Annotated in this window: 28 protein-coding genes and 1 pseudogene; 12 read left to right on the top strand and 17 right to left on the bottom strand. The window is 69.8% G+C overall.

Annotated features, from left to right (window positions below):
* Position 1: 1 nt before the first annotated feature.
* From ACLF3M_RS11840 to ACLF3M_RS11825, 4 genes are all read right to left on the bottom strand, one after another.
* Positions 2 to 1,012 carry an alpha-ketoacid dehydrogenase subunit beta gene (locus ACLF3M_RS11840; protein WP_430657215.1) on the bottom strand — a complete coding sequence of 337 codons (1,011 nt, stop codon included), beginning with the start codon at positions 1,010 to 1,012 and terminating at the stop codon, positions 2 to 4.
* An 11-nt stretch (positions 1,013 to 1,023) separates the two neighbouring features.
* Entirely contained in the window at positions 1,024 to 2,256 is a 1,233-nt protein-coding gene (locus tag ACLF3M_RS11835) for a thiamine pyrophosphate-dependent enzyme (protein ID WP_430657131.1), read from the bottom strand.
* A 313-nt stretch (positions 2,257 to 2,569) separates the two neighbouring features.
* Positions 2,570 to 2,905, bottom strand: a complete 336-nt coding sequence (locus ACLF3M_RS11830) for a hypothetical protein (RefSeq protein ID WP_430657130.1) — start codon at positions 2,903 to 2,905, stop codon at positions 2,570 to 2,572.
* A gap of 267 nt (positions 2,906 to 3,172) precedes the next feature.
* Positions 3,173 to 3,343 (bottom strand): hypothetical protein, encoded by a 171-nt coding sequence (locus ACLF3M_RS11825; protein WP_430657221.1) that lies wholly within the window; start codon positions 3,341 to 3,343, stop codon positions 3,173 to 3,175.
* On the opposite strand from ACLF3M_RS11825, the gene ACLF3M_RS11820 reads away from it, so the two are divergent.
* Positions 3,291 to 3,614 (top strand): LysR substrate-binding domain-containing protein, encoded by a 324-nt coding sequence (locus ACLF3M_RS11820; protein ID WP_430657129.1) that lies wholly within the window; start codon positions 3,291 to 3,293, stop codon positions 3,612 to 3,614. The two genes, ACLF3M_RS11825 and ACLF3M_RS11820, sit on opposite strands and share 53 nt — an antisense overlap.
* Before the next feature lie 117 nt (positions 3,615 to 3,731).
* Positions 3,732 to 3,989, top strand: a complete 258-nt coding sequence (locus tag ACLF3M_RS11815; RefSeq protein ID WP_430657128.1) for a hypothetical protein — start codon at positions 3,732 to 3,734, stop codon at positions 3,987 to 3,989.
* Between the two features lie 203 nt (positions 3,990 to 4,192).
* Here ACLF3M_RS11815 and ACLF3M_RS11810 read toward each other — a convergent pair whose 3' ends face one another.
* Both ACLF3M_RS11810 and ACLF3M_RS11805 read right to left on the bottom strand, forming a co-directional pair.
* A complete protein-coding gene (locus ACLF3M_RS11810) occupies positions 4,193 to 4,756 on the bottom strand; it encodes a carboxymuconolactone decarboxylase family protein (protein WP_430657127.1) in 564 nt (187 codons plus the stop codon).
* Positions 4,757 to 4,770: 14 nt separating this feature from the next.
* Complete coding sequence (locus tag ACLF3M_RS11805; RefSeq protein WP_430657126.1) at positions 4,771 to 5,994, bottom strand: YbfB/YjiJ family MFS transporter; 1,224 nt, start codon at positions 5,992 to 5,994, stop codon at positions 4,771 to 4,773.
* Between the two features lie 78 nt (positions 5,995 to 6,072).
* Here ACLF3M_RS11805 and ACLF3M_RS11800 point away from each other — a divergent pair, with 78 nt between their 5' ends.
* A complete protein-coding gene (locus ACLF3M_RS11800; protein WP_430657125.1) occupies positions 6,073 to 7,023 on the top strand; it encodes a LysR family transcriptional regulator in 951 nt (316 codons plus the stop codon).
* 68 nt (positions 7,024 to 7,091) lie between these two features.
* Here ACLF3M_RS11800 and ACLF3M_RS11795 read toward each other — a convergent pair whose 3' ends face one another.
* Positions 7,092 to 7,289 carry an aconitase family protein gene (locus ACLF3M_RS11795; RefSeq protein ID WP_430657124.1) on the bottom strand — a complete coding sequence of 66 codons (198 nt, stop codon included), beginning with the start codon at positions 7,287 to 7,289 and terminating at the stop codon, positions 7,092 to 7,094.
* A gap of 1,719 nt (positions 7,290 to 9,008) precedes the next feature.
* On the opposite strand from ACLF3M_RS11795, the gene ACLF3M_RS11790 reads away from it, so the two are divergent.
* The 7 genes and pseudogenes from ACLF3M_RS11790 to ACLF3M_RS11760 all read left to right on the top strand — a co-directional run bounded on the left by ACLF3M_RS11790 (position 9,009) and on the right by ACLF3M_RS11760 (position 14,899).
* A complete protein-coding gene (locus tag ACLF3M_RS11790; RefSeq protein ID WP_430657123.1) occupies positions 9,009 to 10,424 on the top strand; it encodes a circularly permuted type 2 ATP-grasp protein in 1,416 nt (471 codons plus the stop codon).
* Positions 10,417 to 11,403 (top strand): alpha-E domain-containing protein, encoded by a 987-nt coding sequence (locus ACLF3M_RS11785; RefSeq protein ID WP_430657122.1) that lies wholly within the window; start codon positions 10,417 to 10,419, stop codon positions 11,401 to 11,403. Before ACLF3M_RS11790 ends, ACLF3M_RS11785 begins: the two co-directional genes overlap by 8 nt.
* Before the next feature lie 11 nt (positions 11,404 to 11,414).
* Positions 11,415 to 12,338 (top strand): transglutaminase family protein, encoded by a 924-nt coding sequence (locus ACLF3M_RS11780; protein ID WP_430657121.1) that lies wholly within the window; start codon positions 11,415 to 11,417, stop codon positions 12,336 to 12,338.
* 67 nt (positions 12,339 to 12,405) lie between these two features.
* Positions 12,406 to 13,260: a transglutaminase-like domain-containing protein gene (locus tag ACLF3M_RS11775; protein ID WP_430657120.1), complete on the top strand. Its 855-nt coding sequence runs from the start codon at positions 12,406 to 12,408 to the stop codon at positions 13,258 to 13,260.
* Positions 13,257 to 14,036: an N-formylglutamate amidohydrolase gene (locus ACLF3M_RS11770; protein WP_430657119.1), complete on the top strand. Its 780-nt coding sequence runs from the start codon at positions 13,257 to 13,259 to the stop codon at positions 14,034 to 14,036. Before ACLF3M_RS11775 ends, ACLF3M_RS11770 begins: the two co-directional genes overlap by 4 nt.
* A gap of 118 nt (positions 14,037 to 14,154) precedes the next feature.
* Positions 14,155 to 14,337 (top strand): annotated as a pseudogene (locus tag ACLF3M_RS11765) (IS481 family transposase); the annotation flags it as partial.
* A gap of 85 nt (positions 14,338 to 14,422) precedes the next feature.
* Positions 14,423 to 14,899 (top strand): DUF3830 family protein, encoded by a 477-nt coding sequence (locus tag ACLF3M_RS11760; RefSeq protein WP_430657118.1) that lies wholly within the window; start codon positions 14,423 to 14,425, stop codon positions 14,897 to 14,899.
* Here ACLF3M_RS11760 and ACLF3M_RS11755 read toward each other — a convergent pair.
* From ACLF3M_RS11755 to ACLF3M_RS11710, 10 genes are all read right to left on the bottom strand, one after another.
* Positions 14,883 to 16,247: an amidase gene (locus ACLF3M_RS11755; protein ID WP_430657117.1), complete on the bottom strand. Its 1,365-nt coding sequence runs from the start codon at positions 16,245 to 16,247 to the stop codon at positions 14,883 to 14,885. The genes ACLF3M_RS11760 and ACLF3M_RS11755 overlap by 17 nt on opposite strands.
* Positions 16,244 to 16,417, bottom strand: coding sequence for a hypothetical protein (locus tag ACLF3M_RS11750; RefSeq protein WP_430657116.1), 174 nt, complete (start codon positions 16,415 to 16,417; stop codon positions 16,244 to 16,246). Before ACLF3M_RS11750 ends, ACLF3M_RS11755 begins: the two co-directional genes overlap by 4 nt.
* Positions 16,414 to 17,385: a succinylglutamate desuccinylase/aspartoacylase family protein gene (locus ACLF3M_RS11745; RefSeq protein WP_430657115.1), complete on the bottom strand. Its 972-nt coding sequence runs from the start codon at positions 17,383 to 17,385 to the stop codon at positions 16,414 to 16,416. Before ACLF3M_RS11745 ends, ACLF3M_RS11750 begins: the two co-directional genes overlap by 4 nt.
* Positions 17,386 to 17,411: 26 nt before the next feature.
* Entirely contained in the window at positions 17,412 to 18,455 is a 1,044-nt protein-coding gene (locus tag ACLF3M_RS11740) for an ABC transporter ATP-binding protein (protein ID WP_430657114.1), read from the bottom strand.
* Entirely contained in the window at positions 18,452 to 19,237 is a 786-nt protein-coding gene (locus tag ACLF3M_RS11735) for an ABC transporter permease (RefSeq protein ID WP_430657113.1), read from the bottom strand. The genes ACLF3M_RS11740 and ACLF3M_RS11735 overlap by 4 nt, the downstream gene beginning before the upstream one ends.
* Positions 19,234 to 20,064: an ABC transporter permease gene (locus tag ACLF3M_RS11730; protein WP_430657112.1), complete on the bottom strand. Its 831-nt coding sequence runs from the start codon at positions 20,062 to 20,064 to the stop codon at positions 19,234 to 19,236. Before ACLF3M_RS11730 ends, ACLF3M_RS11735 begins: the two co-directional genes overlap by 4 nt.
* Positions 20,061 to 21,119 carry an ABC transporter substrate-binding protein gene (locus ACLF3M_RS11725; RefSeq protein WP_430657111.1) on the bottom strand — a complete coding sequence of 353 codons (1,059 nt, stop codon included), beginning with the start codon at positions 21,117 to 21,119 and terminating at the stop codon, positions 20,061 to 20,063. The genes ACLF3M_RS11730 and ACLF3M_RS11725 overlap by 4 nt, the downstream gene beginning before the upstream one ends.
* 496 nt (positions 21,120 to 21,615) lie before the next feature.
* Complete coding sequence (locus ACLF3M_RS11720; RefSeq protein WP_430657110.1) at positions 21,616 to 22,572, bottom strand: ABC transporter ATP-binding protein; 957 nt, start codon at positions 22,570 to 22,572, stop codon at positions 21,616 to 21,618.
* Positions 22,569 to 23,528: an ABC transporter ATP-binding protein gene (locus ACLF3M_RS11715; protein ID WP_430657109.1), complete on the bottom strand. Its 960-nt coding sequence runs from the start codon at positions 23,526 to 23,528 to the stop codon at positions 22,569 to 22,571. The genes ACLF3M_RS11720 and ACLF3M_RS11715 overlap by 4 nt, the downstream gene beginning before the upstream one ends.
* Positions 23,525 to 24,280, bottom strand: a complete 756-nt coding sequence (locus ACLF3M_RS11710) for a DUF1028 domain-containing protein (RefSeq protein ID WP_430657108.1) — start codon at positions 24,278 to 24,280, stop codon at positions 23,525 to 23,527. The genes ACLF3M_RS11715 and ACLF3M_RS11710 overlap by 4 nt, the downstream gene beginning before the upstream one ends.
* Before the next feature lie 111 nt (positions 24,281 to 24,391).
* On the opposite strand from ACLF3M_RS11710, the gene ACLF3M_RS11705 reads away from it, so the two are divergent.
* Positions 24,392 to 25,111, top strand: coding sequence for a DUF1028 domain-containing protein (locus ACLF3M_RS11705; protein ID WP_430657107.1), 720 nt, complete (start codon positions 24,392 to 24,394; stop codon positions 25,109 to 25,111).
* On the top strand, positions 25,108 to 25,803 hold the full coding sequence (locus ACLF3M_RS11700; protein WP_430657106.1) for a DUF1028 domain-containing protein: 696 nt from the start codon (positions 25,108 to 25,110) through the stop codon (positions 25,801 to 25,803). The genes ACLF3M_RS11705 and ACLF3M_RS11700 overlap by 4 nt, the downstream gene beginning before the upstream one ends.
* Position 25,804: the final 1 nt, after the last annotated feature.

Raw genomic sequence — 25,804 nt, 5'->3', positions numbered from 1 at the left:
CTCAGACGGCCTCCTCGACGAGTCTGCGCAGCGCGCGTCCGACGCGGGCCGGGCCGGGGAAGTAGTCCCATTCCTGCGCATGCGGGTAGGGCGTGTCCCATCCCGTCACGCGCAGGATCGGCGCCTCGAGATGGTGGAAGCAGCGCTCCTGCACCTGGGCCGAGAGTTCCGCGCCGAAGCCGGAGGTGCGCGTCGCCTCATGCAGGATGAGGCAGCGGCCGGTCTTCGCGACCGAACGCTCGATCGTCTCCACATCCAGCGGCACCAGCGTGCGGAGGTCGATGATCTCGGCGTCCACGCCGGTCTCCTCGGCCGCGGCCTGCGCGACATGCACCATCGTGCCATAGGCCAGCACGGTCGCGTCCTGCCCTTGGCGCGCCACATCCGCCTGGCCGAGCGGCACGGTGTAGTGGCCGTCCGGTGTCTCGGCGCGGGGATGACGCGTCCAGGGCACCGAGGGGCGGTCGTGATGGCCGTCGAAGGGTCCGTTGTAGAGCCGCTTCGGCTCGAGGAAGATGACGGGGTCATCATCCTCGATCGCCGCGATCAGCAGCCCCTTGGCGTCGTGCGGGTTGGAGGGGATGACGGTCTTCAGCCCGCAGACATGGGTGAACAGCGCTTCCGGGCTCTGGCTGTGCGTCTGCCCGCCGAAGATGCCGCCACCGCAGGGCATGCGCACGACCATCGGCGCGGTGAAGTCGCCGGCGGAGCGGTAGCGCAGCCGCGCGGCCTCCGACACCAGCTGGTCGTATCCCGGGTACATGTAGTCCGCGAACTGGATTTCCGCGACGGGGCGGAGCCCGTAGGCGGCCATGCCGACCGCGACGCCGACGATCCCCGTCTCGCTGATCGGTGTGTCAAAGCAGCGGGACGGACCGTACTTCGCCTGCAGCCCGTCGGTGCAGCGGAAGACTCCGCCGAAGCGGCCGACATCCTCGCCGAAGGCGACGACGCGGGGATCGCGTTCCATCGCGACGTCCATGGCGCTCCGGATCGCCTCGGTCATGGTCATGCGCGGCACGGTCAGCCCTCCATTTCCGCGCGCTGTTCGCGCAGGTGGCGGGGCATGTCGCGGAAGACGTCCTCGAAGATGGTGGCGGGATCGGGCCGCGGGCCGGATTGCAGCGTGCCCAGCCGCTCGGCCTCGCGCTGCACCAGCAGGACCTCCTCGTCGAGCTCGGCCTGGAGCTGAGTGTGCCGCTGCTCGGTCCAGGCACCGAGAACGATGAGGTGCTTCTTCAGCCGCTCGATCGGGTCGCCGAGCGGCCAGGCATCGGATTCCTGCTTCGGCCGGTAACGCGAGGGATCGTCGGAGCTGGAATGTGGCCCGGCGCGGTAGGTCACGAACTCGATCAGGGTCGGGCCGAGGTTGCGCCGCGCGCGCTCCACCGCCCAGCACGCCACCGACTGCACGGCGAGGTAGTCGTTGCCGTCCACGCGCAGCGAGGGAATTCCGTAGCCATGCGCGCGCGCGGCGAAGGTCACGCTCTCGCCGCCCGCCACCCACTGGAAGGACGAGATGGCCCATTGATTGTTGACGATGTTCAGCACGACTGGCGGACGGAAGACCGAGGCGAAGACGAGCGCCGCGTGGAAGTCGCTCTCGGCCGTCGATCCCTCGCCGATCCAGCCCGTCGCGACGCGGGTGTCGCCGCTGATCGCGGACGCCATCGCCCAGCCCACCGCCTGGACGTACTGAGTGGCGAGATTGCCGGAGACAGAGAAGAACCCCGCTTCCTTCACGGAATAGAGCACCGGCATCTGGCGCCCGCGAAGCCGGTCGGCGGAGTTGGAGAAGATCTCGCACATCATCTCCTTCAGCGGCCATCCCTGGGAGATCAGCAGCCCGGGCTGCCGGTAGGTCGGGAAGTTCATGTCACCCTTTGCGAGCGCCGTCTGAAAGGCGCAGGCGATCGCCTCCTCGCCCAGGCACTGCATGTAGAAAGACGTCTTGCCCTGCCGCTGCGCCATCATCATGCGGGCATCGAAGGCGCGGGTGAGCATCATCGCCCGCAACCCCGCCTTCAGCGCATCCGCATCGAGCCTCGGTGCCCAGGGGCCGACAGCCTCGCCCTGGCGGTTGAGCACGCGGATGATGGAATAGGCGAGGTCATGGATCTCGTGCGCCGCAACCTCCACCGGCGGCCGGCGCACCTCGCCCGCACGGGCCATGGCGATATGGCTGAAGTCCGGCTCGTCCCCTGGCCGAACTGGACGCGCCGGGACATGCAGCGACAGCGGTCTGCGCTCGGTCATCGCCGTTTGCTCCCCGCCCGCGGGAGATCGCAGCCTCGATATCCGCCACACGGGTCCTCGGGAAAGAGCGTTCGAAGAGCGTTCCAAGTTTCACGACGTCGGCGATGACGTCACGGCGACCTCAACGGGGTCCGGCTCCGCGCGTGACTGGGACTGGTAAGTAGCCCGGACTGGCCAGCCGCGGGCGATAGCCCCGCTTCCGCGCAGAGCCGCGCTGCGGCCGCGAGCTCGGCAGCCGCCGGCGCGACCGCAGGCAGCACGATCTCCAGCTGAACCTGCGCGCCACATCGCACGGCAAGCGCCGCCGCAGCGGCTAGCTGTTCGCGCTGCCCTGGCGCGTCGAGTTCGAGCGACACGACCAGCCAGCCAGGACGGAGCATCGCGAGCCGCGCTGCCGCGACATCGTCGCCCCGGCATCGCCAATCTCGAGTTGCGGCGTTGCATCGCCGGTTGCGATACCCGGCGACGCCGGCCCGTCGTCCATGATCGCCACCTCAACGCGCTGCCGGCGTGCGACGCCGGGTTCCAGCCGATAGGGCCAAGGATCGAGCAGCGAGCCGACATAGGTCTTGAAGGAGGCGTCGGACCAGTTGCGCTGGTCCTCCATTTCGAACTTTCCGGCCGGATCGAGCGGGAGGTCCGCCTTCATGCCGCACGTCACGGAGATCCCCGGTGCCGGCCGGCAAGTCAGGGCGCGGATGTCTAGGACCGGCTGGGACGGGCTGATCTCCCGGCGTGCCCCAGTCGGTGTCGCGCAACAGATAGGCGACGCCGCGTAGCACCTCCACACCGCGCCAGGCGACATGCCGCAGCGCGCCGCCTTGAAGCACGCAGCGCAGCGCGCCGGCCTGCAGCACAAGGCGCGCCAGCGGCGGCTCCACCGTGCCGAAGGTCAGCACCGCGGCCTGATCTTCCGTCACAACGTGGCCTCCGCGACCTCCGCTTCCCCGCGCAGCAGGCTGTCATAAAGCGCGTTCGCGCGGGTCAGGTGGTCGCGCATTGTCGCCTCGGCCTGGGCGGGATCGCGCGCCTCGATGGCCGTGGATGCGGCGCCGCGCGCGCGGATCGCCGCGACTGGCAATTCCATGCTCGGCATGCTGGCAGCGGTGAAGTCAGGCGCCGGGCTCGCGCCCCTGCCGATGCTGCTCGGCGGCGCGGAGGACGACCTCGAGGCCGTGCTGTCGCCGGGGCCGGAGCTCAGCACCAAGGTCTACTTGGTCATGCACGCCGACCTGCGCGCAACGCCGCGGGTACGAGCCTTCTGCGACTTCATCGCGGCCGAGATCGTCCGCTTCCGTCCGCTGCTGACGGGACAGGAGAAGATGCCGGCCTCCGCGACGGCGGCCGGGCGGCCCTGAGCGAAGCCGGCCGCACGCGCGGCTGCGCACCCACACCTTTGGGGAGACAAGGAGATGGTCGAGGTCGCGGGGGCACGGCTGCGGCTGATCCACACGTTGGGTTAGTCGCCGGAGAACGTGGCGGTCTGGATCCCGAACCGGGGCGTTCTCCGGCGCGGCGACGACATTTACAAGTCCTATCGGAACCTCTCGCTGCTGCGCGGCCTGCGACTGCGGCCGCCGGAGACATGGATCGCCAGCCTGGAGCGGATGATCGCGGTCGATGCCGCTTTCCTCGTCGAGGGGCACATGCGTCCAATCCTCGGCCGGGACGAGGTCCGTGAGGTCCTCCCGGTCTGCCGGGAAGGCATCAGGTTAATCCTCGACCGGCGCTGACGGAGCCCAGGGAGCGCCAGGTGAACGCTACAGCTCGGAACTACTACCTGACCTCGACTCAGCGCCGCCTGAGATTTTCGGGGCCTGCCGGTCGGCTGCGTACGTCGAGCCGCCAGGACGTCCCGACGCGGTCGTTCAAGCGGGCGAGCGGCGGTTGGAGCCGGAGTTGTCGAGAGGCACGAGGCTGTCAACTGGCAGCAGCGTCAACTCAGGCGGCCCGGCGTGCGCGCCACGTTCATCAGCCAGCACACCATGGCGAAGTAGCCCACCAGCGTGAGCAGTTCCACCGTCGTCGGCTCGCCCCATTGGCTGAGCGCATCCGAGTAGGTCGCGTCGCTCAGGCGGTGCTGGCCGATGAGTTCGCTTGTGACGGTCCGAGCGAGCGCAAGGTCGGCGCGCAAATCGTCTGGTAACGGCTGCCCGGTATCCAGCGCGGCCAGCGCCGCACCCGGCACCCCGGCTGCGGCCGCGAGCGGCCGGTGCATGTCCCACTCGAAGACGTTGGACAGATCGCGCGCGACGACGCAGATCGTCCATTCGCGCAGTGCGGCGTCGAGCGTGCCCTCGTAGCGCAGGATCTCGCCCACTTTGGCCACCGCGCGCAGCAGCGGCGGGCGGTGCAGCAAGGGCCGGAAGGGGCCGTACACGCCGCGCCGCGGGCCGTTGATCAGCTCGTCCGCCGCGTCCTGCTGCGCGGCGTCGAGCGTCGCCGGCGGACCTAGCCGTTCGGGCAGGCCGGCTTCGGGGAAGCTGAATGCGGAGGTCATGGAACGAGCAAAGGTCATCGCGCTTGCCTCAGTGGTGAGTGGACGGGTTCCGCATCGCGCCAGAGCCACACCGCCGTGAGCGCCAGCAGCACCGTGGACGACGCGTTCGCCCAGGCGAGAGCATCCCAGCCCGCCCAGCTGCCAGGGCCGAGGAGACGGACGAGGAGCGGGCCCCCGATCTGCCCGGCGGCGAAGGCGCCGGTCATCCGGGCCAGCAGCGGTGTCGGGTTTGCCGGAAGTTGCTCGCGCGCCAGCTGCAGGCCCGCCATCGTGGCCACCATGAACGTCCCGCCCACCAGCACGGCCGAGGCGGCGAGGGCCCAGAGGGCCTGGGTGGCCAGCGGCAAGGCGGTGCCGACCGCCATCGTGCCCTGCGCCAGCGCCCAGACGCGCCGGCGCGGCCAATCCGGCAGCCACCGCGCGGTGGCTGCGACGGAGAGGGCGGCGGCCAGCCCGAAGAGGGGCCAGGTGAGCCCGAACACCAGCGGGTCGGGGACCAGCTGCTGCGCCATGGCGGGCAGGAAGGTGGCCGGCACGATGTAGCCGAAGCCGAAGGTGCCGTAGCACAGCACCAGCCCCAGAAGCCCCTGCATCCTGCTTGGCGCGACCGTCCCTGACCGGCGTGCCGCTGCCGATGCGGACGCGCGGCCTCGGCCTGTGAAACCCAGCGCTGCGAATACCGCACCCGCGACGGCGATCAGCCCCAGTTCCAGCCACAGCCAGCGGGCCGGCTGCCGCCCGCCGAGCCAAGCGAGCAGGCCGGCCAGCGCGATGCCCAGGCCGACCCCGGTGTAGATCCAGGCGCCCCGTTGCGGGACTTGCCGCCGGGCCAGCTCGGCCAGGCACCAGCTGCTCGCGCAGACCAGCGCCCAGGCGCTGAAGACGCCGGCGGCGGCGCGCAGCACGGCACCGAGAAGGGCCGGCGTCTCCCCGCCGATCCAGGCCGCGGCCAGCGTCGTCAGTGCGACGCCGACGAGGGACAATTGCACGCCGCGCCGCGGGTCACGGGAGAACCAGGAGGCGGTCAAGGCGCCGATGAGGTAGCCGACATAGTTCGCCGCCGCCCATTCGGCGCCGGCCGCGGCGCTCAGGGTGCCGTCGCGCATCATCAGCGGCATCAGCGGGGTGAAGGCGAACCGGCCGACGCCCATGGCGGCGGCGAGGGCAACGATGCCGCCGCCGACGACGAGCCATGTCGGGGGGAGCGGGTTCGCGGACGGAAGGTGCTTGCTGGTCATGGGCGGCCCAAATGGGACACCTTCCGAGACGCATTGAATACTGAATTTTCAAGTCGTATGGTTCTCTTAATGAGAACAATGGATCTGGACGACCTGCACATCTTCCGCTGCGTGGTGAGGGAGGGCGGCGTGACGCGCGCGGCCGAACGGCTGCATCGCGTGCCCTCCAACGTCACTACGCGGGTCAAGCAGTTCGAGGAGCGGCTGGGGGTAAGCCTGTTCCGCCGCCAGGGCCGCGGTCTGATCCTCACCGATGCGGGCCGCACCTTGCTCGGCCACGCCGAGCGGCTGCTTCAGATGGCCGACCTGGCCGAGCAGGAGCTGCGGAGCGGCGTCGTGCGGGGCGTGTTGCGGCTGGGCTCCCTGGAAAGTGCCGCGGGCGCGAGGCTGCCGCCGGTGCTGTCGGCCTTCCATGCGCGCTACCCCGACGTCTCGATCGAACTGCAGACCGGCACGACGAGCACGCTCCTCCGCCGGCTGGAGCGCTTCGAGGTCGAGGCCGCATTCGTGTCGGAGCCCTTCGAGACGGGAAGCCTCTCATCGGTGCCCGCCTTCGACGAGGAACTGGTGCTCGTCAGCGCCAAGGGCACGCCCGCGCTCCGCCACCCGGCTGACCTGGGCGGCCGGACGCTGGTGGCGTTCCCGCATGGCTGCTCCTACCGCCGGCGCCTGATGGAGTGGCTGGCGGAGGGGGGCGCCTCGCCCGAACGGATACTGGACCTCGGCTCCTACCACGCGATCGTGGCCTGCGTGGCGGCCGGCACCGGCGTCGCCATCGTGCCGGCAGAGGTGCTCGACCAGGCGGTCCTGGGCGCGTCGGTGCAGCGCCATCCGCTGCCGCGGCGGTTGCGCAGAAATCGTACGCACCTCGTGTGGTCGGGCGAGGCCAGCGCGCCTCTGCGCGCGCTGGTGGATCTCCTGCCCAAGTCCGTCGTCACGTCGCCGCCCAGCGCCAGGAGCGGATGTGCGGCGAGGTCGCGTACGGCCGGCCGCGCCGCCGTCGTCACGAAGGGCGGCGGGCGGAGATAGATGAGGCAACCTCCTAAGGCACGCGCGCCGTCGCCGACGCCTCGGGCGCGGCCCAGGAGCCGGAGGCCTCAGCGGCCGCGCGTTTCGACCCCGTCCGCCACGGCGGGCAGCAGTGGGCCTGCGTTGCCGATGCAGGTCGCGCAGCCATGGCCAGCGATACCGAAGCCAAGCGTCTCAAGGTCCGCCCGCAGGCCGACGTGCGCCAAGCGTTGCACGGCAGCCGGCGAGCCCGGCGTCAGGGAGTCTTCGCCCCCGGGATTTGGCACTTGGCCTAGGGTACCTGCCTTCGGGCCACCAGCCTCGCCGCGATCAGCAACCCGGTGTCGGAGGTATTGGTGCAGGAGGTGATGACGGCGATGGCGACCGCATCGGTCGGGATATTGCCAACCGCCGCGCCGATAGCCCTGCCGATCACCGCCGGGCCGGACTGGTCAAATCAGTCCTGCAGACGCCGCGGCCCGGCCTGCGACGTCCGAAGCGAAGCGAGGTCGATCTCGAGCACGTCGATGCCGCGGGCGCCGAGCTGATGGTCCGTCACCTGGAGCCCAGACGCGAGGTGCGCGCGTCTCCTTGAAGGCACGGCAAGCCGCCTGCCTGACGTCACGCACGTTTCGTGTGCATCGACGCTTCGTCATAGGCGGGCGGCAAGTCGGTCGTGAACGCTGCCGCAAAGTCGGCTTTTTTGCGGCGCCGGTTCCGCCGCCGCAGATCAGAACCTCCAAAAGCTCGCCAAGCTGATCCCGCTGCCGACGCCAGCGCCCGCCAACTGAAGCGGATGGAGCGGGACACTACGGGCCGCACTCAATCGCCCAAAAAGGCGCCGCTGCCAGGGCCGGCCCGCGATGCGCCTTTTTCAACGATATCCGCGCGAAGCTCGGACTTTGCTGTAGCCCTCGGGCGTGGTTGACGACCTGCCCTTGGCCGCCGATCAGTCACACGCCGGATCGGCATGTAAGGTTACCTTACAGGGCACCGGATGGGGGCCGGCGTCCATGGCCCGACCTAGGCGCGAAGGCGTGCACCCGCAGATTGAAAAGCAGTATTGCTGTTAGGGCTCGGCACAAAACACATCGTAAAATTCCTGCCGCTACTTTCGCGGGTGCCACGGCTGATGGCGCGCTCGGTCCGATAAGGCCGTGGCTCGCCGGGGACCCGCGCCCACTGTTGGCCGTTAAGGCTGTGCAGGACGCGACGTGCCGGGTCGCACGCCGCCCCTGAAAGGAGGACAGAAATGGCTCTGCACAAGTTCGCGGTGGGCCAAGATGTCGAATTCCATCCTGGCCTTTCGAACCCCCATGCTCCCGCCGGCATCTACACCATTACCCGCGCGCTGCCCGGAGACGACCTAGACCGAACCTATCGTGCTCGCAGCGCTCGGGACGGAATTGAGTGGATCGTAAGGGAGCAGCAATTGAGCCCGCTCCACGTCTCCGGGCGTCGTCGTCCCACCTGAACTCGCCGCGCAAAATCGCACTTGGCGCGGCCAAACCGGCGCGCCGGCAGACGACAATGTGGAAGCCCTACTTCTTGGGCTCCGAGGGTTCAGTCATCGGCTTGGACCGCAGCGCGCCAAACGGCGAATTAGCCGCTGTGCTCTTCGGCTTCTCCTTCTTCGGCTTCTTCGGCTCTCGGCCGCTGCGCTTCTGACCCTTGGCCATGTGGTCCTCCGGGAACAGGTGGACGACACCGCATTCTAGCGCGCCGGCAAGCCTCGTCTTCAGGCAATTCGTGGCCCTCGCTGCTCTGCCCGCACGACGCCGTTCCTCGCATTCAGGCGAGAACCCCCTGACGGGCTGGATTATGGGTATCCTGGGCCTACGCAGACCTACGCCGCGCGCATACGTGACCCGAGGCGCGCGACGGAGCGGCTAAGGCTGGCCGCCAGTCGATGCTTCTGAGCAGATTGTCCGGAGCCCTGGCACTGTTCGTGCTGGGTCCGCATTTGCAGCGTGCACCGACACCGGGCAAGCAGGACTCAAGATGCCATGTTGAACGACTACACGCCGGGCGATTTCTACTGCGAGTTGCTCGGCGCCAGCGCAGGGGGGCCTCTCCTGCGCCGCCTCGCTGGGCTGTCTGTGGAGGAGATGCGGACGCGCGTCATCGACGCCGAAGCCGAGCTCCATGACCGCGGCATCACCTTCGCCGTCTACTCCGACAACGCTGCGATCGACCGGGTCCTTCCCTTCGATGCTATCCCGCGGCTGATCTCGGCCGAGGAGTGGCAGCAGGTGGAACGCGGCATATCCCAGCGCGTCGTGGCGCTGAACCATCTGCTGCACGATATATATCACGACCAACGAATCCTGCGGGACAGCGTCATTCCGGCCGAGCTTGTGCTGGGCAACGCGAACTACCGCCCAGCCATGCAGGGGCTCGACCTGCCGCACCGGACCTACGTGCACGTCTCCGGCACGGACATCGTTCGCGACGGCAGCGGCTGCCTCCGTGTCCTCGAGGACAATGCGCGCACGCCATCCGGCGTGAGCTACGTCGTCGAGAACCGGCACATGACCATGCGCGCCTTCCCGGACCTGCTGGAGGGTATCGCGGTGCGGCCGATCGACGACTACGGGCAGCGGCTGCGCGCGGCGTTGCGCGAGGTGGCGCCGCCCGGGGTGACGGATGCTGCGCTCGTGCTGCTCTCGCCCGGCCCATACAATTCGGCGTTCTTCGAACACGTGTTCCTCGCGCGCGAGATGGGCGTGCCGCTTGTCGAGGGACGGGACCTCGAGGTGGACGCCAAGGACCGCGTCTGGATGCGCACGACATGCGGGCTCGCGCGGGTGGACGTGATCTACCGCCGCATCGACGACGACTTCCTCGATCCTGAGGCATTCCGGGCGGACAGCTTGCTCGGCGTGCGCGGACTTGTGCGCGCGTACCGCGCCGGCAACGTCAACCTGGCGAACGCCGTCGGCACCGGTGTCGCCGACGACAAGGCGATCTACGCCTACATGCCGCAGGTCATCCGCTACTATCTCGGCCAGGAGCCGATCCTGCCGAATGTCGAGACCCACATCTGCCGGGAGCCGGACGGGCTGCGCTACACGCTCGATCACCTGGCGGAGCTCGTCGTCAAGCCGGTGGGTGAATCCGGGGGCTACGGCATCATGGTCGGGCCCCGTGCGACGCAGGCGGAGATCGCGGCCTGCCGAGCGCGACTGATCGCCGATCCCGGCAACTACATCAGTCAGCCCTGCCTCGATCTCTCCGTCACGCCGACCCTCATCGGCGACCGGGTGGAGCCGCGTCATGTGGACCTCAGGCCCTTCGCAGTCACCGGCGCGCAGACCTGGGTGCTGCCTGGCGGCTTGACGCGAGTGGCGCTGCGGGAAGGATCGCTGATCGTGAACTCCTCGCAGGGCGGCGGATCGAAGGACACCTGGGTCCTTGGCTGAGGAGCTCCTCGCCCGCTACGCGGAGAGCATCTTCTGGCTCGCGCGCTACGTCGAGCGGGCTGAGAACCTGGCGCGCATCCTCGACGTCAACGCGACTTTCGCGCGCGACCGCCGCGGCGAACAGGTCTGGCTGCCCGTGCTGCAACTCAACGCCGACGAGGAGCGCTTTGCGGCAACACATGGCGCGCCGACGCCCGACGCGGTTCTCCGATTCTGCGTGACGGACCGCGCAAACCCGACGTCCATCGTCAGCGCCGTCGCCGCCGCGCGGGAGAATGCGAGGGTCCTGCGGCCGCTGATCTCCACGGAGATGTGGGCGCAGCTCAACGTGTTCCACAAATGGGTGAGCGAGATCGACGCGGCGGCTCTCGCGCCATCCGGCCTGACGCGGCTGCTCGGCCGCATCAAGGAGGCGTGCCAGACGCATACCGGCATCACCGACGGCACCCTGCACCGTGACCAGGGATCCTACTTCTACCGCCTCGGCCGCTTCATCGAACGCGCGGACCAGACGACGCGGCTGATCGACATCAAGTACCACGCCCTGCTGCCCCGCGCCGAGGATGTCGGGCAGCGCATCGATGTGAGCCAGTGGGACATCGTGCTGCGCTCGGCGGCGGCGCACCACGCCTACCTGCGTGTCGTACCGGGCGGCGTTACCCCGGCCGGCGTCTCCGGCTTCCTGCTGCTGCATCCCCGCTTTCCTCGTGCAGTGACATTCTGCGTCGGCGAGGCCGACCGGATCCTCGGCGTGCTGCGCAGCCGGCACGGGCTGCCGGGCGGGGCGTCCGCCGCCAAGGGGCTCGCCGCACTGAACGCATCGCTCGGCGCGATCACGATCGATCAGGTCATCGCGCAGGGCCTGCACGGATTCCTGGACCAGGTCCAACGCTCCCTCGTCGCGGCCACCGATGATCTCGCGATCGCCTTCTTCGGCGCGCCGCAGGTCCGGCAGTCGCAGAGCCAGCACCAGTCCTGAGGCGGAGCGCAATGCCCATCCTCGTCGTCCGCCATGTCACGACCTACAGCTACCGTCAGCCCGTCGCCTTCGGGGAGCATCGCATGATGCTCCGCCCCCGCGAGGGTCACGACCAGCGCCTGCTCGAGGTGAAGCTCGACATCACGCCGGCGCCGTCGGAGATACGCTGGGTCCACGACGTGTTCGGCAACAGCGTCGCCGTCGCGCGCTTCGCCGGCCGCGCGCGGGAACTCCGCTTCGAGAGCATGGTGCGGCTCGAACACCGGCCCCTGAACGAACTCGACTTCCAGCTCGACGACTATGCGACGACCTATCCGTTCTCCTACGGCATGGACGAGATGCCCGATCTCGCGAGGTCCATCGAGCGGCACTATGCCGATCGAGACCGCCAAGTGGATCTCTGGGCACGTCGTTTCCTGAACGCGAACGGGCCGACGCGCACCATCGACCTGCTCACCGCGATGACGCACACGATCAAGCGCGAACTGACCTATGTCGCCCGCCACGAGCGGGGCACGCAGGAGCCGGTCAGGACGCTGAAGCTCGGCAGCGGCACGTGTCGCGACTTCGCCTTGCTGATGATCGAGGCGGCGCGTTCGCTCGGGCTCGCTGCTCGCTTCGTGTCGGGCTACGTGTACGGTCCGGGAAGCCTAACGGATCATCACACCGGCGGCGGTTCGACGCATGCCTGGGCGCGGGTCTACCTTCCTGGTGCCGGATGGGTCGAATTCGATCCCACAAACGGCATCGTCGGCAACCGGGACCTGATCCGCGTCGCCGTGGCGCGCGATCCCGCGCAGGCGCTGCCGCTGCACGGCACATGGACCGGCTTCCCCGCCGACAGCCTCGGCATGACGGTCGCCGTCGACGTGACTGCCGACGAACCTGGCCGGCCCGAGGCCAGCCCGCGCCGCGCTGCCGCGGCACGATCGTGAATTCCGCCCACCCGCCATGCACGCCCGTCCCTCGGCGGCGTTCGGCACGTCCCGGAGATCCTCGTTCATGCTGATCCGTGCAGGCTTCGAAATCGCCTATGACTGCCCGCAGCCGACCCCGATGCTGCTGGCCCTCAGCATCCATCCCGAACGGATGCCCCATCTGCTCGGCCCGCAGCGGATCGCCTTCGATCCACCCGTCGGCCCAACGGAGTACCGCGACGTCTACGGGAACATCTGCACCCGTATCGTCGCACCTGTCGGCCGCCTCACGATGGCGGCCGAGCTCATGGTGACGGACCCCGGCACGCTGGATGCGGTGGCGCTGGAGGCTTCACAGCATTCCGTGCAGGATCTGCCGGATGACGTGCTGGTCTATCTTCTAGGAAGCCGGTACTGCGAGACGGACAGGCTGTCCGACACGGCCTGGTCGCTGTTCGGCGGCACGCCGCCGGGCTGGGCGCGGGTGCAGGCGATCTGCGACTACGTGCACGACCGCATCACCTTCGGCTACGAGCATGCCGATTCGACCAGGACCGCCTGGACCGGGCATGCGGACCGGCGCGGCGTCTGCCGTGACTTCGCGCATCTCGCCGTGGCGCTCTGCCGCTGCATGAACATACCCGCACGCTACTGCACGGGCTACCTCGGTGACATCGGCGTGCCGGCCTCCGACGCACCGATGGATTTCAGCGCGTGGTTCGAGGCCTATCTCGGCGGCCATTGGCACACCTTCGACGCGCGCCACAACGTCCGGCGGGTCGGCCGCATTCTGATGGCGCGCGGGCGCGATGCAACGGATGTCGCGCTCGCGACGACCTTCGGGCCCTGCACGCTCGCTGGCTTCATGGTGGTCACGGAAGAGGTGCCGCCGCAGGACACCGCGGCGCCTCCGTTCTTCGCTGCGCCGGTCGACCGATGAGGCACGGATCGGCCGCGGGGGGGCGCCTGGCCCCGCACCCTCCGGCCGTCACCGTCGTCAACGAGGAAGGCGCGTCCGTCTTCGTGCTGCTGTGCGAGCACGCATCGAACCACATCCCCCTGCGCTACGCGGCTCTGGGCCTGCCACCGGAGGAGCTTACGCGGCACATTGCCTGGGACATCGGAGCGGCCGCTCTCGCCATGCGCCTGTCGGCACTGCTCGATGCGCCGCTTTTCCTGTCGGGCTGTTCGCGGCTGCTGATCGACCTGAACCGACCGCTCTGGGCGCCGACGAGCATCCCGATCGTCAGCGAAGCGACGGAGATCCCCGGCAATCGCGACCTCCCGCAGGAGGAGAGGCTGCGCCGCACGGCGACCTGGTTCACGCCGTTCCACGCGCGCGTGACGCAGCATCTCGACGAGCGGGCGGGTGCAGGCCGGCGGGCGATCGTCATCGGCGTCCACAGCTTCACGCCTGTCTTCCACGGCCACCGCCGGCCTTGGCACGCCGGCGTGCTGTACGCGCGGGCCGCCGGCTTCGGTGCTGCGCTGGTGGCTGCGCTGTCGGGCGCAGGGGACATCGTGGTTGGCGACAACGAGCCATACCGCATCGAGCCGGCCGAGGACTACACGGTCCCCGTCCATGGCGACCAGCGAGGGATCGACGCCGCCCTGATCGAGGTGCGTCAGGACCTGCTCGAAGGTGGCGAGGGCCGAACGGCCTGGGCGGCGCGCTTGGCCGCGGCGCTGTCTGCTGTCAGGGCCGCCCGGAACTGAGCGTCGCGCCGGCGTGCACCAGTCCGTGCACGAAGCTGAGTTTGTCCACGGCGGCCCGGGACTGTTTGATCCCAGGGTTTGATGGTGCAGTCTTTTCCCCGGCATGGAAGGACCCGCTATGGGCCAGGTTCTCCACGGCAGCGCCACCACGAAAGAGGCGGTCCGTCGCGCGACCCAGCATAGTCAAGCGAGCCTGAGGGAACTGGCGCACCGCTACGGGGTAAACCCCAAGACCATCGCCAAGTGGCGCAAGCGGACTTCGGTCGCCGACCTGCCGACCGGCCCTCGGGAGGCGCGCTCCCCCCGGTGCCGGTAAGAGCGCGCCTTCCCTTGACCGCACGGCGGCGAGCGATTGTCATGGCGCGTCACGAGCCATGGAGAGCCGGATGCCCAGGATGCTGCGATTCACCTTCGTGGATGCCGGGGTGAGCGGCCGCGTGGAACTCCACGAGACGCTGGCACCGCAGACAGTGGAGGCAATCTGGAACGCGCTGGCTCAGCCGGTCCGCGAGCTCAGCTTCCACGCGATGTTCGCAGGGCCGGAGATCATGATCGGCCTGCCGAAATCCGCCCAGACCTTCGATCCCCGAGCGTTGCCTGGCGAGAACCAGACGGTGATCCCGACACCGGGCGACGTGCTGTGGTTCTACCAGGCCCCGAACATGATGAAGGGTCTCACCGACGAGTTCTGGGAGATCGGCATGTTCTACGGCGACGGCGGACGCGTCTTCGGCCCGCTCGGCTGGACGCCGGTCACCATGTTCGGCCGCATGCTGCCGGAGGACCTGCCGGGCTTCGCGAAGGAATGCGCCGATATCCGGCTGCGCGGCGCGAAGATGCTGGAGATCAGGCGGGAAGGCTGAGCGGCGGGCGGGCGTCCCGCAGGCCGAGGCGCGCTTCCAGCGCGTGCGCGGCGGCGAGGAGGCGCGCCTCCTCGCCGCGCCGCCCGACAATCTGCAGCGCGAGCGGCATGCCTTCTTCATCGAAGCCGCAGGGCAGGACCAGGGCGGGGTGGCCCGTCAGGTTGAACGGGATGCGCAGCGAGAGCTGCGCAACGAAAGGGAAGCTCTCGCCGGAGACCGCTTCGTCGAAGCGCGGCGCGCCCGAGACCTCGCCGGCGCAGACCAGCAGATCGTGGCCGTCGAAAAGCGCATCCATCTGCGCCGCCAGCGCCATGCGGCGGCGCTGCGCCTGCAGCAGGTCGGCGGCGGAGAGGAAGGCGCCGAGCGCGAAGCGGTGCCGCGCGAGGCGGCCATAGACGGAGGGGTCGGAGCGCAACTGCGCCTCGTGGTTCGCGAAAGCCTCGGCGAGCAGGATGACCCGGCCGCAGGCGTCGAGGTCGCGGGGTGACGGGGCTTCGGCATCGGCCACGCGCGCGCCGAGCGAAGACAGCAGCGACAGGCCATTCTCCACCGCGGCGATGACCGCGTCCGCCGCGCGGACCTCCGCGCCGTCGAAGAAGTTGCGCAGCACGCCAATGCGCGCGCCGGCGACGCCCTCGGCGATGCGCGCGGCCGTCGTGGTCCCGGCAATGGCGTCGAGCAGCAGCGCGGCGTCCTCGGCCGTGCGCGCCATCGGGCCGGCCTCGCCCATGGTGAAGGTCATGGGCAGCACGCCCTCGCGCGGCACAAGGCCCAGCGTCGGCTTCAGCCCGACCACGCCGCAATAGGAAGCGGGCTGGCGGATGGAGCCGCCGGCATCCGTCCCGACTGCGATCGGTCCCTGGCCGGACGCCACGGCCGCGGCGGAGCCGGAGGAGGAGCCGCCGGGGATGCGATCGGGATCCCAGGGATTGCGCGCGGGCGGGAAGGGCAGGTCGAAGGAAGGGCCGCCATAGGACAGCTCGTACATCGCGTGTTTGCCGATGATGACGGCGCCGGCCTCTCGCAGTCGCGCGGTGATTAGCGCATCGCGCACGGGCACGCGGTGAAGGTGAAGCCGCGAGTGGCCGGTGGTGCGCAGCCCGGCCGTGTCGATGCAGTCCTTCAGGCCGAGCGGCACGCCATGCAGCGGACCGCACGGCGTCGCGCGATCGGCGCCGCGCGCGGCGTCCAGCGCGCCGGCCTCGTCCAACGTGATCCAGGCGGCAAGGCGCGGCTGCAGCGCGGCGGCGTGCGCCAGCAGCGCCTCCGTCCAGCGCTGCGAGGTGAGCGAGCCCGCAGCGATTCGCCGCGCACCCCCGGCCGCGGTCAGCCAGACCAGGTCGCTCATGTCCCGAGCGGCGGCTTGGGCGGCAGGTCGTCCGCACGCAGGCCCGCCCGGACCCGGTCCAGTTGCCGCTGCATGCCCAGCCAGCCGCGATGCAGCTCAGCGAGGTCGTCCTCCGTGAGCCGGTCCAGACCGAGCCGCGCCGCCCAGGCCGTGAATTCCGCGAGCGTCACGGCTTGCGCTCCACGACCTCAACCACCTGGTCGCCGGCATAGAGCGGCATCCAGGGCCGGCGGATCGAGCCGACCCAGGCCTGCGGCGTGGGGCAGCGGATCGTCTCCACGACCTCGCCATACATGTCGACGATCTCGCCCATCAACTGCCCGCTGGTCATGTCCTGGCCGGGCTCGATCGCGGGGTTCCAGTAGCCGCCGCGCGTGCATTTCACATGCACGGCGTTGCCGCCGCGGCGGATGTCGGTCGCGGCGGGCGGATCGCCCGCCATCATGCCGAGCGCGCGCGCGGCGCCATGCAGCGCGGTGGAGAAGTTCGCCAAGTCCTCCTCCCGCACGCGCGCGCCGCCGCCGCTCTCGATGATCAGGCTCGGGATGCCGTGGCGGCGCGTGACGTTGGTGAGGTAGGTGCCCTCCATCCAATCCTCCGACGCGCCCCATTGGTATCGGCTGCCGATCTGCGCGGCGAGTTGCTGCGCCTTCTGCTGCGCAGGTCCCATCACCTTGGCGTCGTAGATCACGTAGAAGGCGGTGATCGTCAGCTCGCCGCCGGAATGCAGGTCGAGCACGGCGTCCCCGCCATGCTCGCCGGCCAACGCCAGCAGGCGATGCGCGATCTGCTCGCCGACGCTGCCGTCGGGCTTGCCCGGGAAGATGCGGTTGAGGTTGGTGCCGTCCTGCGTGATCAGCCGGCTGTGCTGCCGCTGGCCCAGCGGGTTGGCGCACATCAGCGCAGCGATGCTGCCCTTCATCTGCTTCAGGTCGAGCCCGCGCAGGAAGCGGGCCGCCGCGATGGGGCCGACATTCTCCCCGCCATGGATCAGGCATTGGATGTAGAGCCGTGGGCCCGGCTGCGCGCCGCGGGCGAGCAGCACGGGCGAGAGCAGTGGAAGGATGGGGTCGCTGCCGAGCTCGATGACGCCCTTGGCGAGCTCGCCGGGCGCGGCCTCCGCGGTGCCGAAGCGCATGGCTGTTCCTCCGTGCTGTCGGCGCCTCAACGCGCCGGGATCGAGATCAGGTCCTCGGCGTGCCAACGGGCCGTGGCGGGGCTGCCGGGGCGGAAGCGGTCGGCGAGCGCGGCCGGGCCTTCGACCATCAGCGCGCGGCCGCCCGCCAGGCGCAGTATGAGCTGCACGCCCGTGCCGAGGAAGGAGACGACCTCCACCGTGCCGCGGGCGGCGTTGGCCGGGCCTGGCTCGGCCTCGTCCAGCGAGATGCGTTCGGGGCGCAGCACCAGCGTCGCGGCGCACGGGCCGTTCAGATTGATGCCATCCTCCGAAACCTGGCCGCCGGCAGCGTGCGTCATGACTTCGAAGAGGTTGGCGCGGCCGATGAAGCCGGCGACGAAGCGCGTGGCGGGGTGGTCGTAGACCTCCCGCGGCGTGCCGAGCTGCTCGAGCCTGCCCTTGTGCATCACCGCGATGCGGTCGGAGATCGCCATCGCCTCGGCCTGGTCATGCGTGACGAAGAGCGTGGTCAAGCCGAGTTCGGTCTGCAGGCGCCGCAACTCGATCCGCGTGCCTTCGCGCAGCAGGGCGTCGAGGTTGGAGAAGGGCTCGTCCAGCAGCACGACAGCGGGGCGGATCACCAGGGCGCGGCCGACCGCGACGCGCTGCTGCTGCCCGCCCGAGAGCTGGCGGGGCAGGCGGTCCTGGAGGCCGGTCAGCTGCAGCAGGTCGATCATGCGGCCGACGCGTTCGGTGATTTCCGCGCGGCCGACGCCGCGGCGGCGCAAGCCGAAGGCGATGTTCTCGGCGACCGAGAGATGCGGGAACAGCGCATAGGACTGGAACACCATGCCGGCATCGCGGCGATGAGCGGGCAGCGTCGTGATATCTAGGCCGCGCAGACGCACGCGCCCGGCGCTCGGCTCCACGAAGCCGGCGACCATGCGCAGCGTCGTGGTCTTGCCGCAGCCCGAGGGACCGAGCAGCGCTACGAGTTCACCAGGCGCGACCGCCAGGTCCACGCGATCCACCGCCACGGTCGCGCCATAGCGGCGCGCGAGGCCGTCCAGGACGAGTTCCGCCCCGCTCATCGCTGCGCGTAGAGCTGCTGCGCGACCATCAGCACCAGCGCGAGCAGGATTAGGAGGGAGGAGACTGCGGCAACGGTCGGATCGAAGGCCATCTGGGCTGCCCCGTAGAGCACGACGGTGAGCGGCGCCTCACGGACGGAACCCACGAAGAGCGCCATTTCGACCTCGTCGAAGGAGAAGATGAAGGCGAGCGCGGCGGCGGCGAAGAGCCCCGGCCGAAGTGCCGGCAGCGTCACCAGGAAGAAGGCCTGCAGCGGCGTCGCGCCGAGGTTCTGCGCAGCTTCCTCGACCGACTGGTCCACGCGCTTCAGCACGGGCAGCATGACTCGCAGCACCAGAGGCACGCCGACCACGAGGTGCGCGGCGACGAGCCTTGTCATGCCCGGCGGCAGGATCGGATTGGAGGCGAAGAACAGCGTCAGCGCCACGGCCAGCACCAGGCCCGGCAGCACGAGCGGCGACAGGAAGAAAGCCTCGATCAGCGCCCGGCCGGGGAAGCGGAAGCGCGTGAGCGCGACGGCCGCCGAGGTGCCGACCACCAGCGAGATCAGCGCGACGGTCGCGCCCAGGCGCAGGCTGACGAGGAAGCCGTCGACGTAGCGCGCATCGGCCAGCGCCGAGCGGTACCAGCGCAGCGAAAGCCCCTGCGGCGGGAAGGCGAGATACCCCGTGTCGGACAGCGACGCCGCGACGATCACCAGTAGCGGTCCCAGCAGGTAGACGAAGGTGACCAATGCGGAAATGCGCAGCAGCCAGCCCAGGGGATGGCGCAGCGAGATCACCGCTCCTCGTCCGCCAGCAGGCGGCCATAGACCAGCGCGACGGTCAGGGCGATGACGACCAGGATCGCCGCGACCGCGGCGGCGAAGGGCCAGTCCAGCAGTTCCAGCGTCTGTTCGTAGATCGTCACCGCCATGAAATGCGCCCGGGCCCCGCCGACGAGCGAGGGTGTGGCAAAGGCGCTGACCGACAGCGAGAAGACCAGCAGCGACCCCGCCAGGATCCCCCCCCGCGCGAGCCGCATCGTCACCAGCCACATCGCCGCGCCGGGGCTCGCGCCGAGGTTCATCGCGGCATGCTCGAGGTCGCGGTCGATGCCGCGGATAACGGCGTAGAGCGTCAGAACCATGATCGGCAGCAGAACCTGGGCCAGTGCGACCACAACGCCGGAGAAGGTGCCGAGAAGCTGGAAGTCGGGCGGCACCAGCCCGCTGCCCTGCAGCAGCCGGCTGATCGTGCCGCCGCGGTAGAACAGCACCATCCAAGCGAAGCTGCGCACCACCGCACTGACCCAGAGCGGGAAAGTCGTCAGCAGCAGCAGCAGCCCCGCCCAGCGCGATTCCGTGCGCGCCAGCAGGAAGGCGAGTGGCCAGCCCAGCGCCAGGCAGACCAGCGTGACGCAGACCCCAAGTGCCAGGCTGTTGGCCAGCACGCCGAGGTAATAAGCATCGCCCAGGAAGCGCTGGTATGACGCCAGCCCGAAGGGCGGCGGCGTGAAGGACTGCCCGAACAGGCCGATCTGCGGCCAGACGAACAGCACCCCGAACAGCAGCGCCGCCGGCGCGATCAGGCCGGCGGCGATCAGGCCTTGCCGCGCGCCGGCATTCACCGGCTGGAAATTTCCCGGTTGAAACGCTCGGTCCAGGCGGGGCGGTTGGTGTTGATGGCGTCACGGTCGAGGGTCGCCAGCTTGTCCGTCGGCGCCATGTAGCGGGCGACGTCGGGCGGCAGCTGCGTCGCGGCGTTGACCGGCGCCCAGCCGACTTCGCGCGCGATCGCGGCCTGCACCGCGGGGGCGAGATGACCGTCGAGCACGGCGCTGGCGATGTCGGCGTTGCGGCTGCGGCGCGCGACGCAGCCCACAAGCAGCGAGTAGGGCGCGCCTTCCTCCGGTACGGCGTAGCCGACGGGAATACCCATCGCCGTGCTGCGCATCGCCGAGGCCCCGTCATAGGGCATGATCCAGATGTCGCCGGTGGAGAACAGTGTCTGCACCTCAGCCGCGGCGCGGAAGATGGTAGCGCGGGCGGCGATGCGGCGGAGCGCGTCGAAACCCGGGGTCATGTTCTGCTCGCTGCCGCCGAAAGTCTTGGCGAGCATAACCAGGAAGTCCGTGCCGTAGCCGTTCGTGATGTGCGGGAAGGCGATGCGGCCTTCGAATTCCGGCCTAAAGAAGTCGCGGTAGCTGCGCGGCGGCGTCGCGACCTTGTCGGTACGGTACAGGATACCTTCCGTCACCAGGCCCCAGGCGATCCAGTGGCCGTCGGGGTCCTTCAAGTGGGCGGGGACGCCGGCGAAGTTGGCGCCGGCGGGAATGGCTTGGGTAAGGCCGTCGGCCTTGGCCGGCTTCTCCTGTCCGCCGGAGAACATGAAGAGGTCCACCTGCGGGCTCTGCGCCTCGGCGCGCATGCGGGCGAAAGCCTGGGCGGAGAGGAGCGGCGTTTGGGTGGCGCGGGCGCCGGTTTCCTGCACGATGGGGTCGAAGACAAGGCGCTGGATGAGGTCCTGGCTGGGCCCGCCGAAGGCAGTCGCGACGACCTCGCGCCCCCGCCAGCGCTGGGCTTGGGCGAGGGCGGGATGACCGAGAAGCGCGGCGCCGGCACCGAGGATCGCGCGGCGGGAGGATGCAGGCATTGGGGCTGCCACGGCGTCCTGGTCACGCATCGCGCGGGTCCTCTGCGAAGGTGGGCTTGGGCAGGAGTATGTGCAGCGTCCGGAGCAGGCGCAATTGGGCCTGCGAAAGTTGTTTGCCTCCTCCAGCGCGTGAGCTGAGGGATCGCTAGAATCAGCCTTCGTGCTGGAGCCGGGCTTCCGGAGCAGCTCTTTGGGCGCGACTACGTGCCCCGGGCTCGTCCGTTTCCGGGCGCGTCCAAAGCGGTCAGTCGAGGCCGCAGCACGAGGGTGCTGCGCCGGCCTCGAGCGCGCTGGTGTACTGACCACCCCACGGGAAACGGCTCCAGCAGTCGCGGCAAGGCCACGTTAACCGTCTGCCGCCCGTTCAGAATCGCCTCCACAACATGCGGTGCCAGCAGCGTGAGCCGCAGCAGTTTGCCCAGGTATCTGCGCTCGATTCGCTCCAAGGAGCCGGACGAAACCGCGTTCGCCGCTAACGCGTTAGCCGCGCGCAATCGGCCGCCGGCCTCACTCCGGCGGAGCCGCGTCATGCAAGATGACAGGCAACCTGTCTTTCGCCGCCGCTCAGCACCGGCCGTTCCTCACGGCAGCGCGCCATCGCGATCGGGCATCGAGGGTGGAAACCGCAGCCGGAGGGCGGGGCGAGGGGGCTTGGTATCTCGCCGGCCAAGGGCTCCTCTGCGGCGCGACCGCCCGGGCGTGGCACCGGCGCGGCCGCGAGCAGCGCGCGCGTATACGGGTGGAGCGGCGCCTGGAAGGTCGCGCGCTTTGGCCCGCTTTCCACAATCCGCCCGAGATACATCACGGCAACGCGGTCCGCGATATGCCGGACCACGCGCAGGTCATGCGAGATGAAGAGGTAGGCGAGCCCCCGCGCGCGCTGGAGGTCTCGCAGGAGATTCACGACCTGGGCCTGCACCGAGACATCTAGCGCCGAGACCGGCTCGTCGCAGATGACCAGCGCTGGATCCAGGGCCAGCGCGCGCGCGACGCCGATGCGCTGTCGCTGCCCGCCGGAGAACTGGTGGGGATAGCGGTGCGCGGCTTCTGCCGGCAGGCCGACCTGGGCCAGCAGCGCCTCCGCCCGCGCCCTGCGCTCGACGCGCCCGACGCCAGCAAGGCGCAGAGGCTCCGCCACGGTCTCGGCCACGCGCATGCGCGGGTTGAGCGATCCGAAGGGATCCTGGAACACCATCTGCATGCGCCGGCGCAATTGGCGGAGCCTGTTCCCACGGGCCGCGGCGAGGTCCTGGCCTTCGAACAGCACCTGGCCGGCGCTGGGTTCGATCAGGCGGATCAGCAGGCGGCCGAGGGTGGACTTGCCGCAGCCGCTCTCGCCAACCAGGCCGAGCACCTCGCCGCTGTGGATGGTGAGGTCCACCTCCTCCACCGCACGGACCTCGCCGACCTGCGTCAGGCCGAACGCGCCGCCCAGGACCGGGAAGCGCTTCGACAGGCCCCGCGCATCGAGCAGCGGTGTCACGCCGGCACCCGGATGCAGGCGGCCTCGTGCAGCGGGCCGGCGCGGCGCAGCGCAGGCGGGGCGAGGGTGCATTCGGCCATGGCGAGCGTGCAGCGCGGCGCGAACCGGCAGCCCGGTGGAAGGCGGTCCGGTGCCGGAACGACGCCGTCGATCGCCTCCAGGCGGTCGGTGTCGTCATCCCCAGGCACGCAACGCAGCAGCGCCGCCGCATAGGGATGCGCCGGGGTGTCGAACAGGGCGGCGGTCGGCGCGCGCTCGACGACACGGCCGGCATACATGACCACGACGCGCCGTGCCTGCTCGGCGACGATGCCGAGATCATGCGTGATGAACAGCATCGCCATGCCGAGGTCGCGCTGAAGCTCCGCCAGCAGCCGCAGGATCTGCGCCTGTACCGTCACGTCGAGCGCGGTGGTCGGCTCGTCCGCGATCAGCAGGTCAGGTTTGCAGGCCAGCGCCGCCGCGATCATCACGCGCTGGCGCATGCCCCCCGAAAGCCGGTGCGGATACTCGTCGATCCGTCGCGCGGCCGACGGGATGCCGACGCGGTCCAGCAGGTCCACCGCGCGCTTCCGTGCCGTGGCGCGATCGAGGCCCTGGTGCAGCAGCAGCGGCTCCGTGACATGCGCGCCGACCGTGAGCACCGGGTTCAGCGAGGCCATGGGTTCCTGGAAGACCATGGCGATGCGGTCGCCACGGATGCGGCGCATCGCGCGTTCGTCGAGCGTCGCAAGATCCTGGCCGGCGAAGCGGATCGTGCCGCGGGTGATGCGGCCCGGGCTCTCCAGCAGGCGCATGATCGCGAGCGCGGTCACAGACTTCCCGCTGCCGCTCTCGCCCACCAGCGCGACGGTCTCTCCGGGTTCGACGTCGAAGGCGACACCGTCAGCGACCGTTAGTGACCCCGACGGCGGCCCGAAGGCGATGGAGAGGTCCTCGACCGCGAGCAGGCTCACGCGGCCGGCGGCCCCTCGCCTCGCGCGCGCTTCTCCGCGACATGCGGCGGCACCTCGCCGAAGCGGCGGTCGACGCCGCGCGCCTTCAGCCAGTCCTTGTGTCGGCCGACCAGCGGGTTGTCGCAGCGCTCCTCGTAGAAGGGCAGCAGGGGCTTGAACCATTCCAGCAGGCGCCGGAGCTCGGCGATCGGCTCCATGCTGTGGTCCACGCGCAGGTCCACATGCGCAACCGCCTTGTCCTTGTAGACCAGCAGCGCAGCCGAGGTCTGGCCTTCGGGATACTGGCCGCCGACGTCGCGCCCGGCCTCGATCGCGCGCATCAGCCGCTCCTCGAAGGGCTCGCCCTTGCTGCCGAGGTAGCCGTCATGGATCGCGCGCACGACATGCGCGCCTTCCAGGAAGTTGCCGAGCGCCACGAAGCCGTCGCCGATCAGGTGCGAGGAATGGTTCTTGTTGTTTGCACCGGTGCGCGCCACGGCGATGCCCGTGGTGTCGATGACCGCGATCTGGCGGAACTCGATGTCGGGATCGCCATCCGCCAGTTCATTCAGCACCTTCGGGGCCTTCGCGCCCATTTCCAGCATCCGCATGCCCCAGCGCGCCAGCCGCGGCTCGGGCGTTGCCTGGTGCGCGATCACGCCGATGCCATGCATGACATGCACGCAGCGCGATCCCACGGCCGGCGAGGATGTCGCGATGCCGATGCCGATTGCGCCCGTCTCCGGGCAGCGGGCCGCGATGGTGAAGGTCATGGAAGCACCCTCCGTGATGCCGTGCGGCGATCGGGGCAGCATAAACATTGCGCCTTGCCCGAGGCAACGCGCTGGCACTAGCCTTTCCGCGTTCCATCGAAGGTTGGCCCGATGCACCCGTTCGGCGAGGAATTCTCCACCTTCGCGATTTCGGCGCGCTGTCCGCGCAGCGGCAAGCTCGGTGTCGCGATCTCGACGCGGCCGATCGCGGTCGGCGCGCGCTGTCCCTTCATCGAGCCCGGCCTCGGCATCACGGTTACGATGGCGGTGACCGATCCGCGGCTTGGGCCGCTCGGGCTGAACCTGATGAAGCTGGGCTACAGCGCGCAGCGCACGCTGGACGAGATCGCGGCGTCAGACCCCCATGTCGAATGGCGCCAGCTCAGCGTGATCGACCGCGACGGCAACGCGGTCGCGCGCACCGGCGCGCAGAACAAGGACTGGTCCGGCCATTTCTGCGAACCCAACATGGTTGCGATGGGCAATGGCCTGATCAGCGAACGCACGGCGAGCGCGATGCGCGACACCTTCCGCGCGCGCGAAGGGCAGGAGGTCGAGGACCGGCTGATGGCCGCACTGGAAGCCGGGCGCGACGCCGGCGGCCAGCATGGCGGCCAGCATTCGGCTGCGCTGCTGGTCTATGGCAGCTACCCCTATCCCCTGATCGACCTGCGCGTGGACGAGCATGACGAGCCCATCGGTGAGTTGCGCCGCGTCCTGGAGCTCTATCGTCCGACCATCGACTACTACGCCTTGCGCCCGGCCCAGCCCCATGCGCTGGGCGGCGAGGCCGATTGGATCGCCGCCAAGGAAAGGCAGGCCAAGGCATGACCTTCACCGTCGTCGCGCGCTGCCCGCGCACGCGCATGCTGGGCGTGGCGATGGCCACGCGGTCCGTCGCCGTGGGCAATCGCTGCCCCGTCGTGGTGTCGCGCATGGCGGCGGGATCGGTGCAGGCGGTCGCCGATCCGCGCCTGACGCTGACCTGCCAGCGGCTCATCGCGCTGGGCTGGCACGCGCCGAAGGTCGTGCAGGAACTCGCGGACAGCGATCCCCGCCGCGCGTCCCGGCAGATCGGCGTCGTGGACATCTACGGCCACGCCGCGGCCTTCACGGGCGAGACGAACAACTTCTACGCCGGCCACATCACCGGCGACGGCTGGCTGGCGATGGCAAACGCCGTCGTTTCCGCCGCGGTGGTGGAGGCGATGGCCGCGGCCGTGTTGGACGAAGGACCAGCCCTCGAGGAGCGGTTGATACGCGGCATCGAGGCCGGCGGTCGCGCCGGCGGGCAGAAGGAAGGCCAGAACTCCGCCTGCATCCTGGTGCATGCGGACGAGCCCTTCTCCTACCTCGACCTGCGCGTGGACCTGGATGACGAGCCGATCGCGGAGCTGCGCCGCATCTTCGACCGGATCTCGCCGCTCGGGCCGTATTTCCAGGAGAGGCCCTACACCCCGGACATCGGGCGCGACGACCATTGGCTAATGGCGCGAGGCCTGCCGCCGCCGGGCCGTCACTGAG

The sequence above is a fragment of the Falsiroseomonas sp. HW251 genome (assembly GCF_050563545.1).
Classification (GTDB): domain Bacteria; phylum Pseudomonadota; class Alphaproteobacteria; order Acetobacterales; family Acetobacteraceae; genus Falsiroseomonas.
The sequence above is the reverse complement of the archived record's forward strand: the minus strand, read 5'-3'. Positions and strand labels throughout refer to the sequence as shown.

Bases quoted from the DNA above. Each gene is read 5' to 3' on its own strand.
- ACLF3M_RS11840 (WP_430657215.1), bottom strand. From the start codon at position 1,012: ATGACCATGACCGAGGCGATCCGGAGCGCCATGGACGTCGCGATGGAA.
- ACLF3M_RS11835 (WP_430657131.1), bottom strand. From the start codon at position 2,256: ATGACCGAGCGCAGACCGCTGTCGCTGCATGTCCCGGCGCGTCCAGTT.
- ACLF3M_RS11830 (WP_430657130.1), bottom strand. From the start codon at position 2,905: ATGAAGGCGGACCTCCCGCTCGATCCGGCCGGAAAGTTCGAAATGGAG.
- ACLF3M_RS11820 (WP_430657129.1), top strand. From the start codon at position 3,291: ATGGCCGTGGATGCGGCGCCGCGCGCGCGGATCGCCGCGACTGGCAAT.
- ACLF3M_RS11825 (WP_430657221.1), bottom strand. From the start codon at position 3,343: ATGGAATTGCCAGTCGCGGCGATCCGCGCGCGCGGCGCCGCATCCACG.
- ACLF3M_RS11810 (WP_430657127.1), bottom strand. From the start codon at position 4,756: ATGACCTCCGCATTCAGCTTCCCCGAAGCCGGCCTGCCCGAACGGCTA.
- ACLF3M_RS11805 (WP_430657126.1), bottom strand. From the start codon at position 5,994: ATGACCAGCAAGCACCTTCCGTCCGCGAACCCGCTCCCCCCGACATGG.
- ACLF3M_RS11800 (WP_430657125.1), top strand. From the start codon at position 6,073: ATGGATCTGGACGACCTGCACATCTTCCGCTGCGTGGTGAGGGAGGGC.
- ACLF3M_RS11790 (WP_430657123.1), top strand. From the start codon at position 9,009: ATGTTGAACGACTACACGCCGGGCGATTTCTACTGCGAGTTGCTCGGC.
- ACLF3M_RS11780 (WP_430657121.1), top strand. From the start codon at position 11,415: ATGCCCATCCTCGTCGTCCGCCATGTCACGACCTACAGCTACCGTCAG.
- ACLF3M_RS11775 (WP_430657120.1), top strand. From the start codon at position 12,406: ATGCTGATCCGTGCAGGCTTCGAAATCGCCTATGACTGCCCGCAGCCG.
- ACLF3M_RS11770 (WP_430657119.1), top strand. From the start codon at position 13,257: ATGAGGCACGGATCGGCCGCGGGGGGGCGCCTGGCCCCGCACCCTCCG.
- ACLF3M_RS11760 (WP_430657118.1), top strand. From the start codon at position 14,423: ATGCCCAGGATGCTGCGATTCACCTTCGTGGATGCCGGGGTGAGCGGC.
- ACLF3M_RS11755 (WP_430657117.1), bottom strand. From the start codon at position 16,247: ATGAGCGACCTGGTCTGGCTGACCGCGGCCGGGGGTGCGCGGCGAATC.
- ACLF3M_RS11745 (WP_430657115.1), bottom strand. From the start codon at position 17,385: ATGCGCTTCGGCACCGCGGAGGCCGCGCCCGGCGAGCTCGCCAAGGGC.
- ACLF3M_RS11740 (WP_430657114.1), bottom strand. From the start codon at position 18,455: ATGAGCGGGGCGGAACTCGTCCTGGACGGCCTCGCGCGCCGCTATGGC.
- ACLF3M_RS11725 (WP_430657111.1), bottom strand. From the start codon at position 21,119: ATGCGTGACCAGGACGCCGTGGCAGCCCCAATGCCTGCATCCTCCCGC.
- ACLF3M_RS11710 (WP_430657108.1), bottom strand. From the start codon at position 24,280: ATGACCTTCACCATCGCGGCCCGCTGCCCGGAGACGGGCGCAATCGGC.
- ACLF3M_RS11705 (WP_430657107.1), top strand. From the start codon at position 24,392: ATGCACCCGTTCGGCGAGGAATTCTCCACCTTCGCGATTTCGGCGCGC.
- ACLF3M_RS11700 (WP_430657106.1), top strand. From the start codon at position 25,108: ATGACCTTCACCGTCGTCGCGCGCTGCCCGCGCACGCGCATGCTGGGC.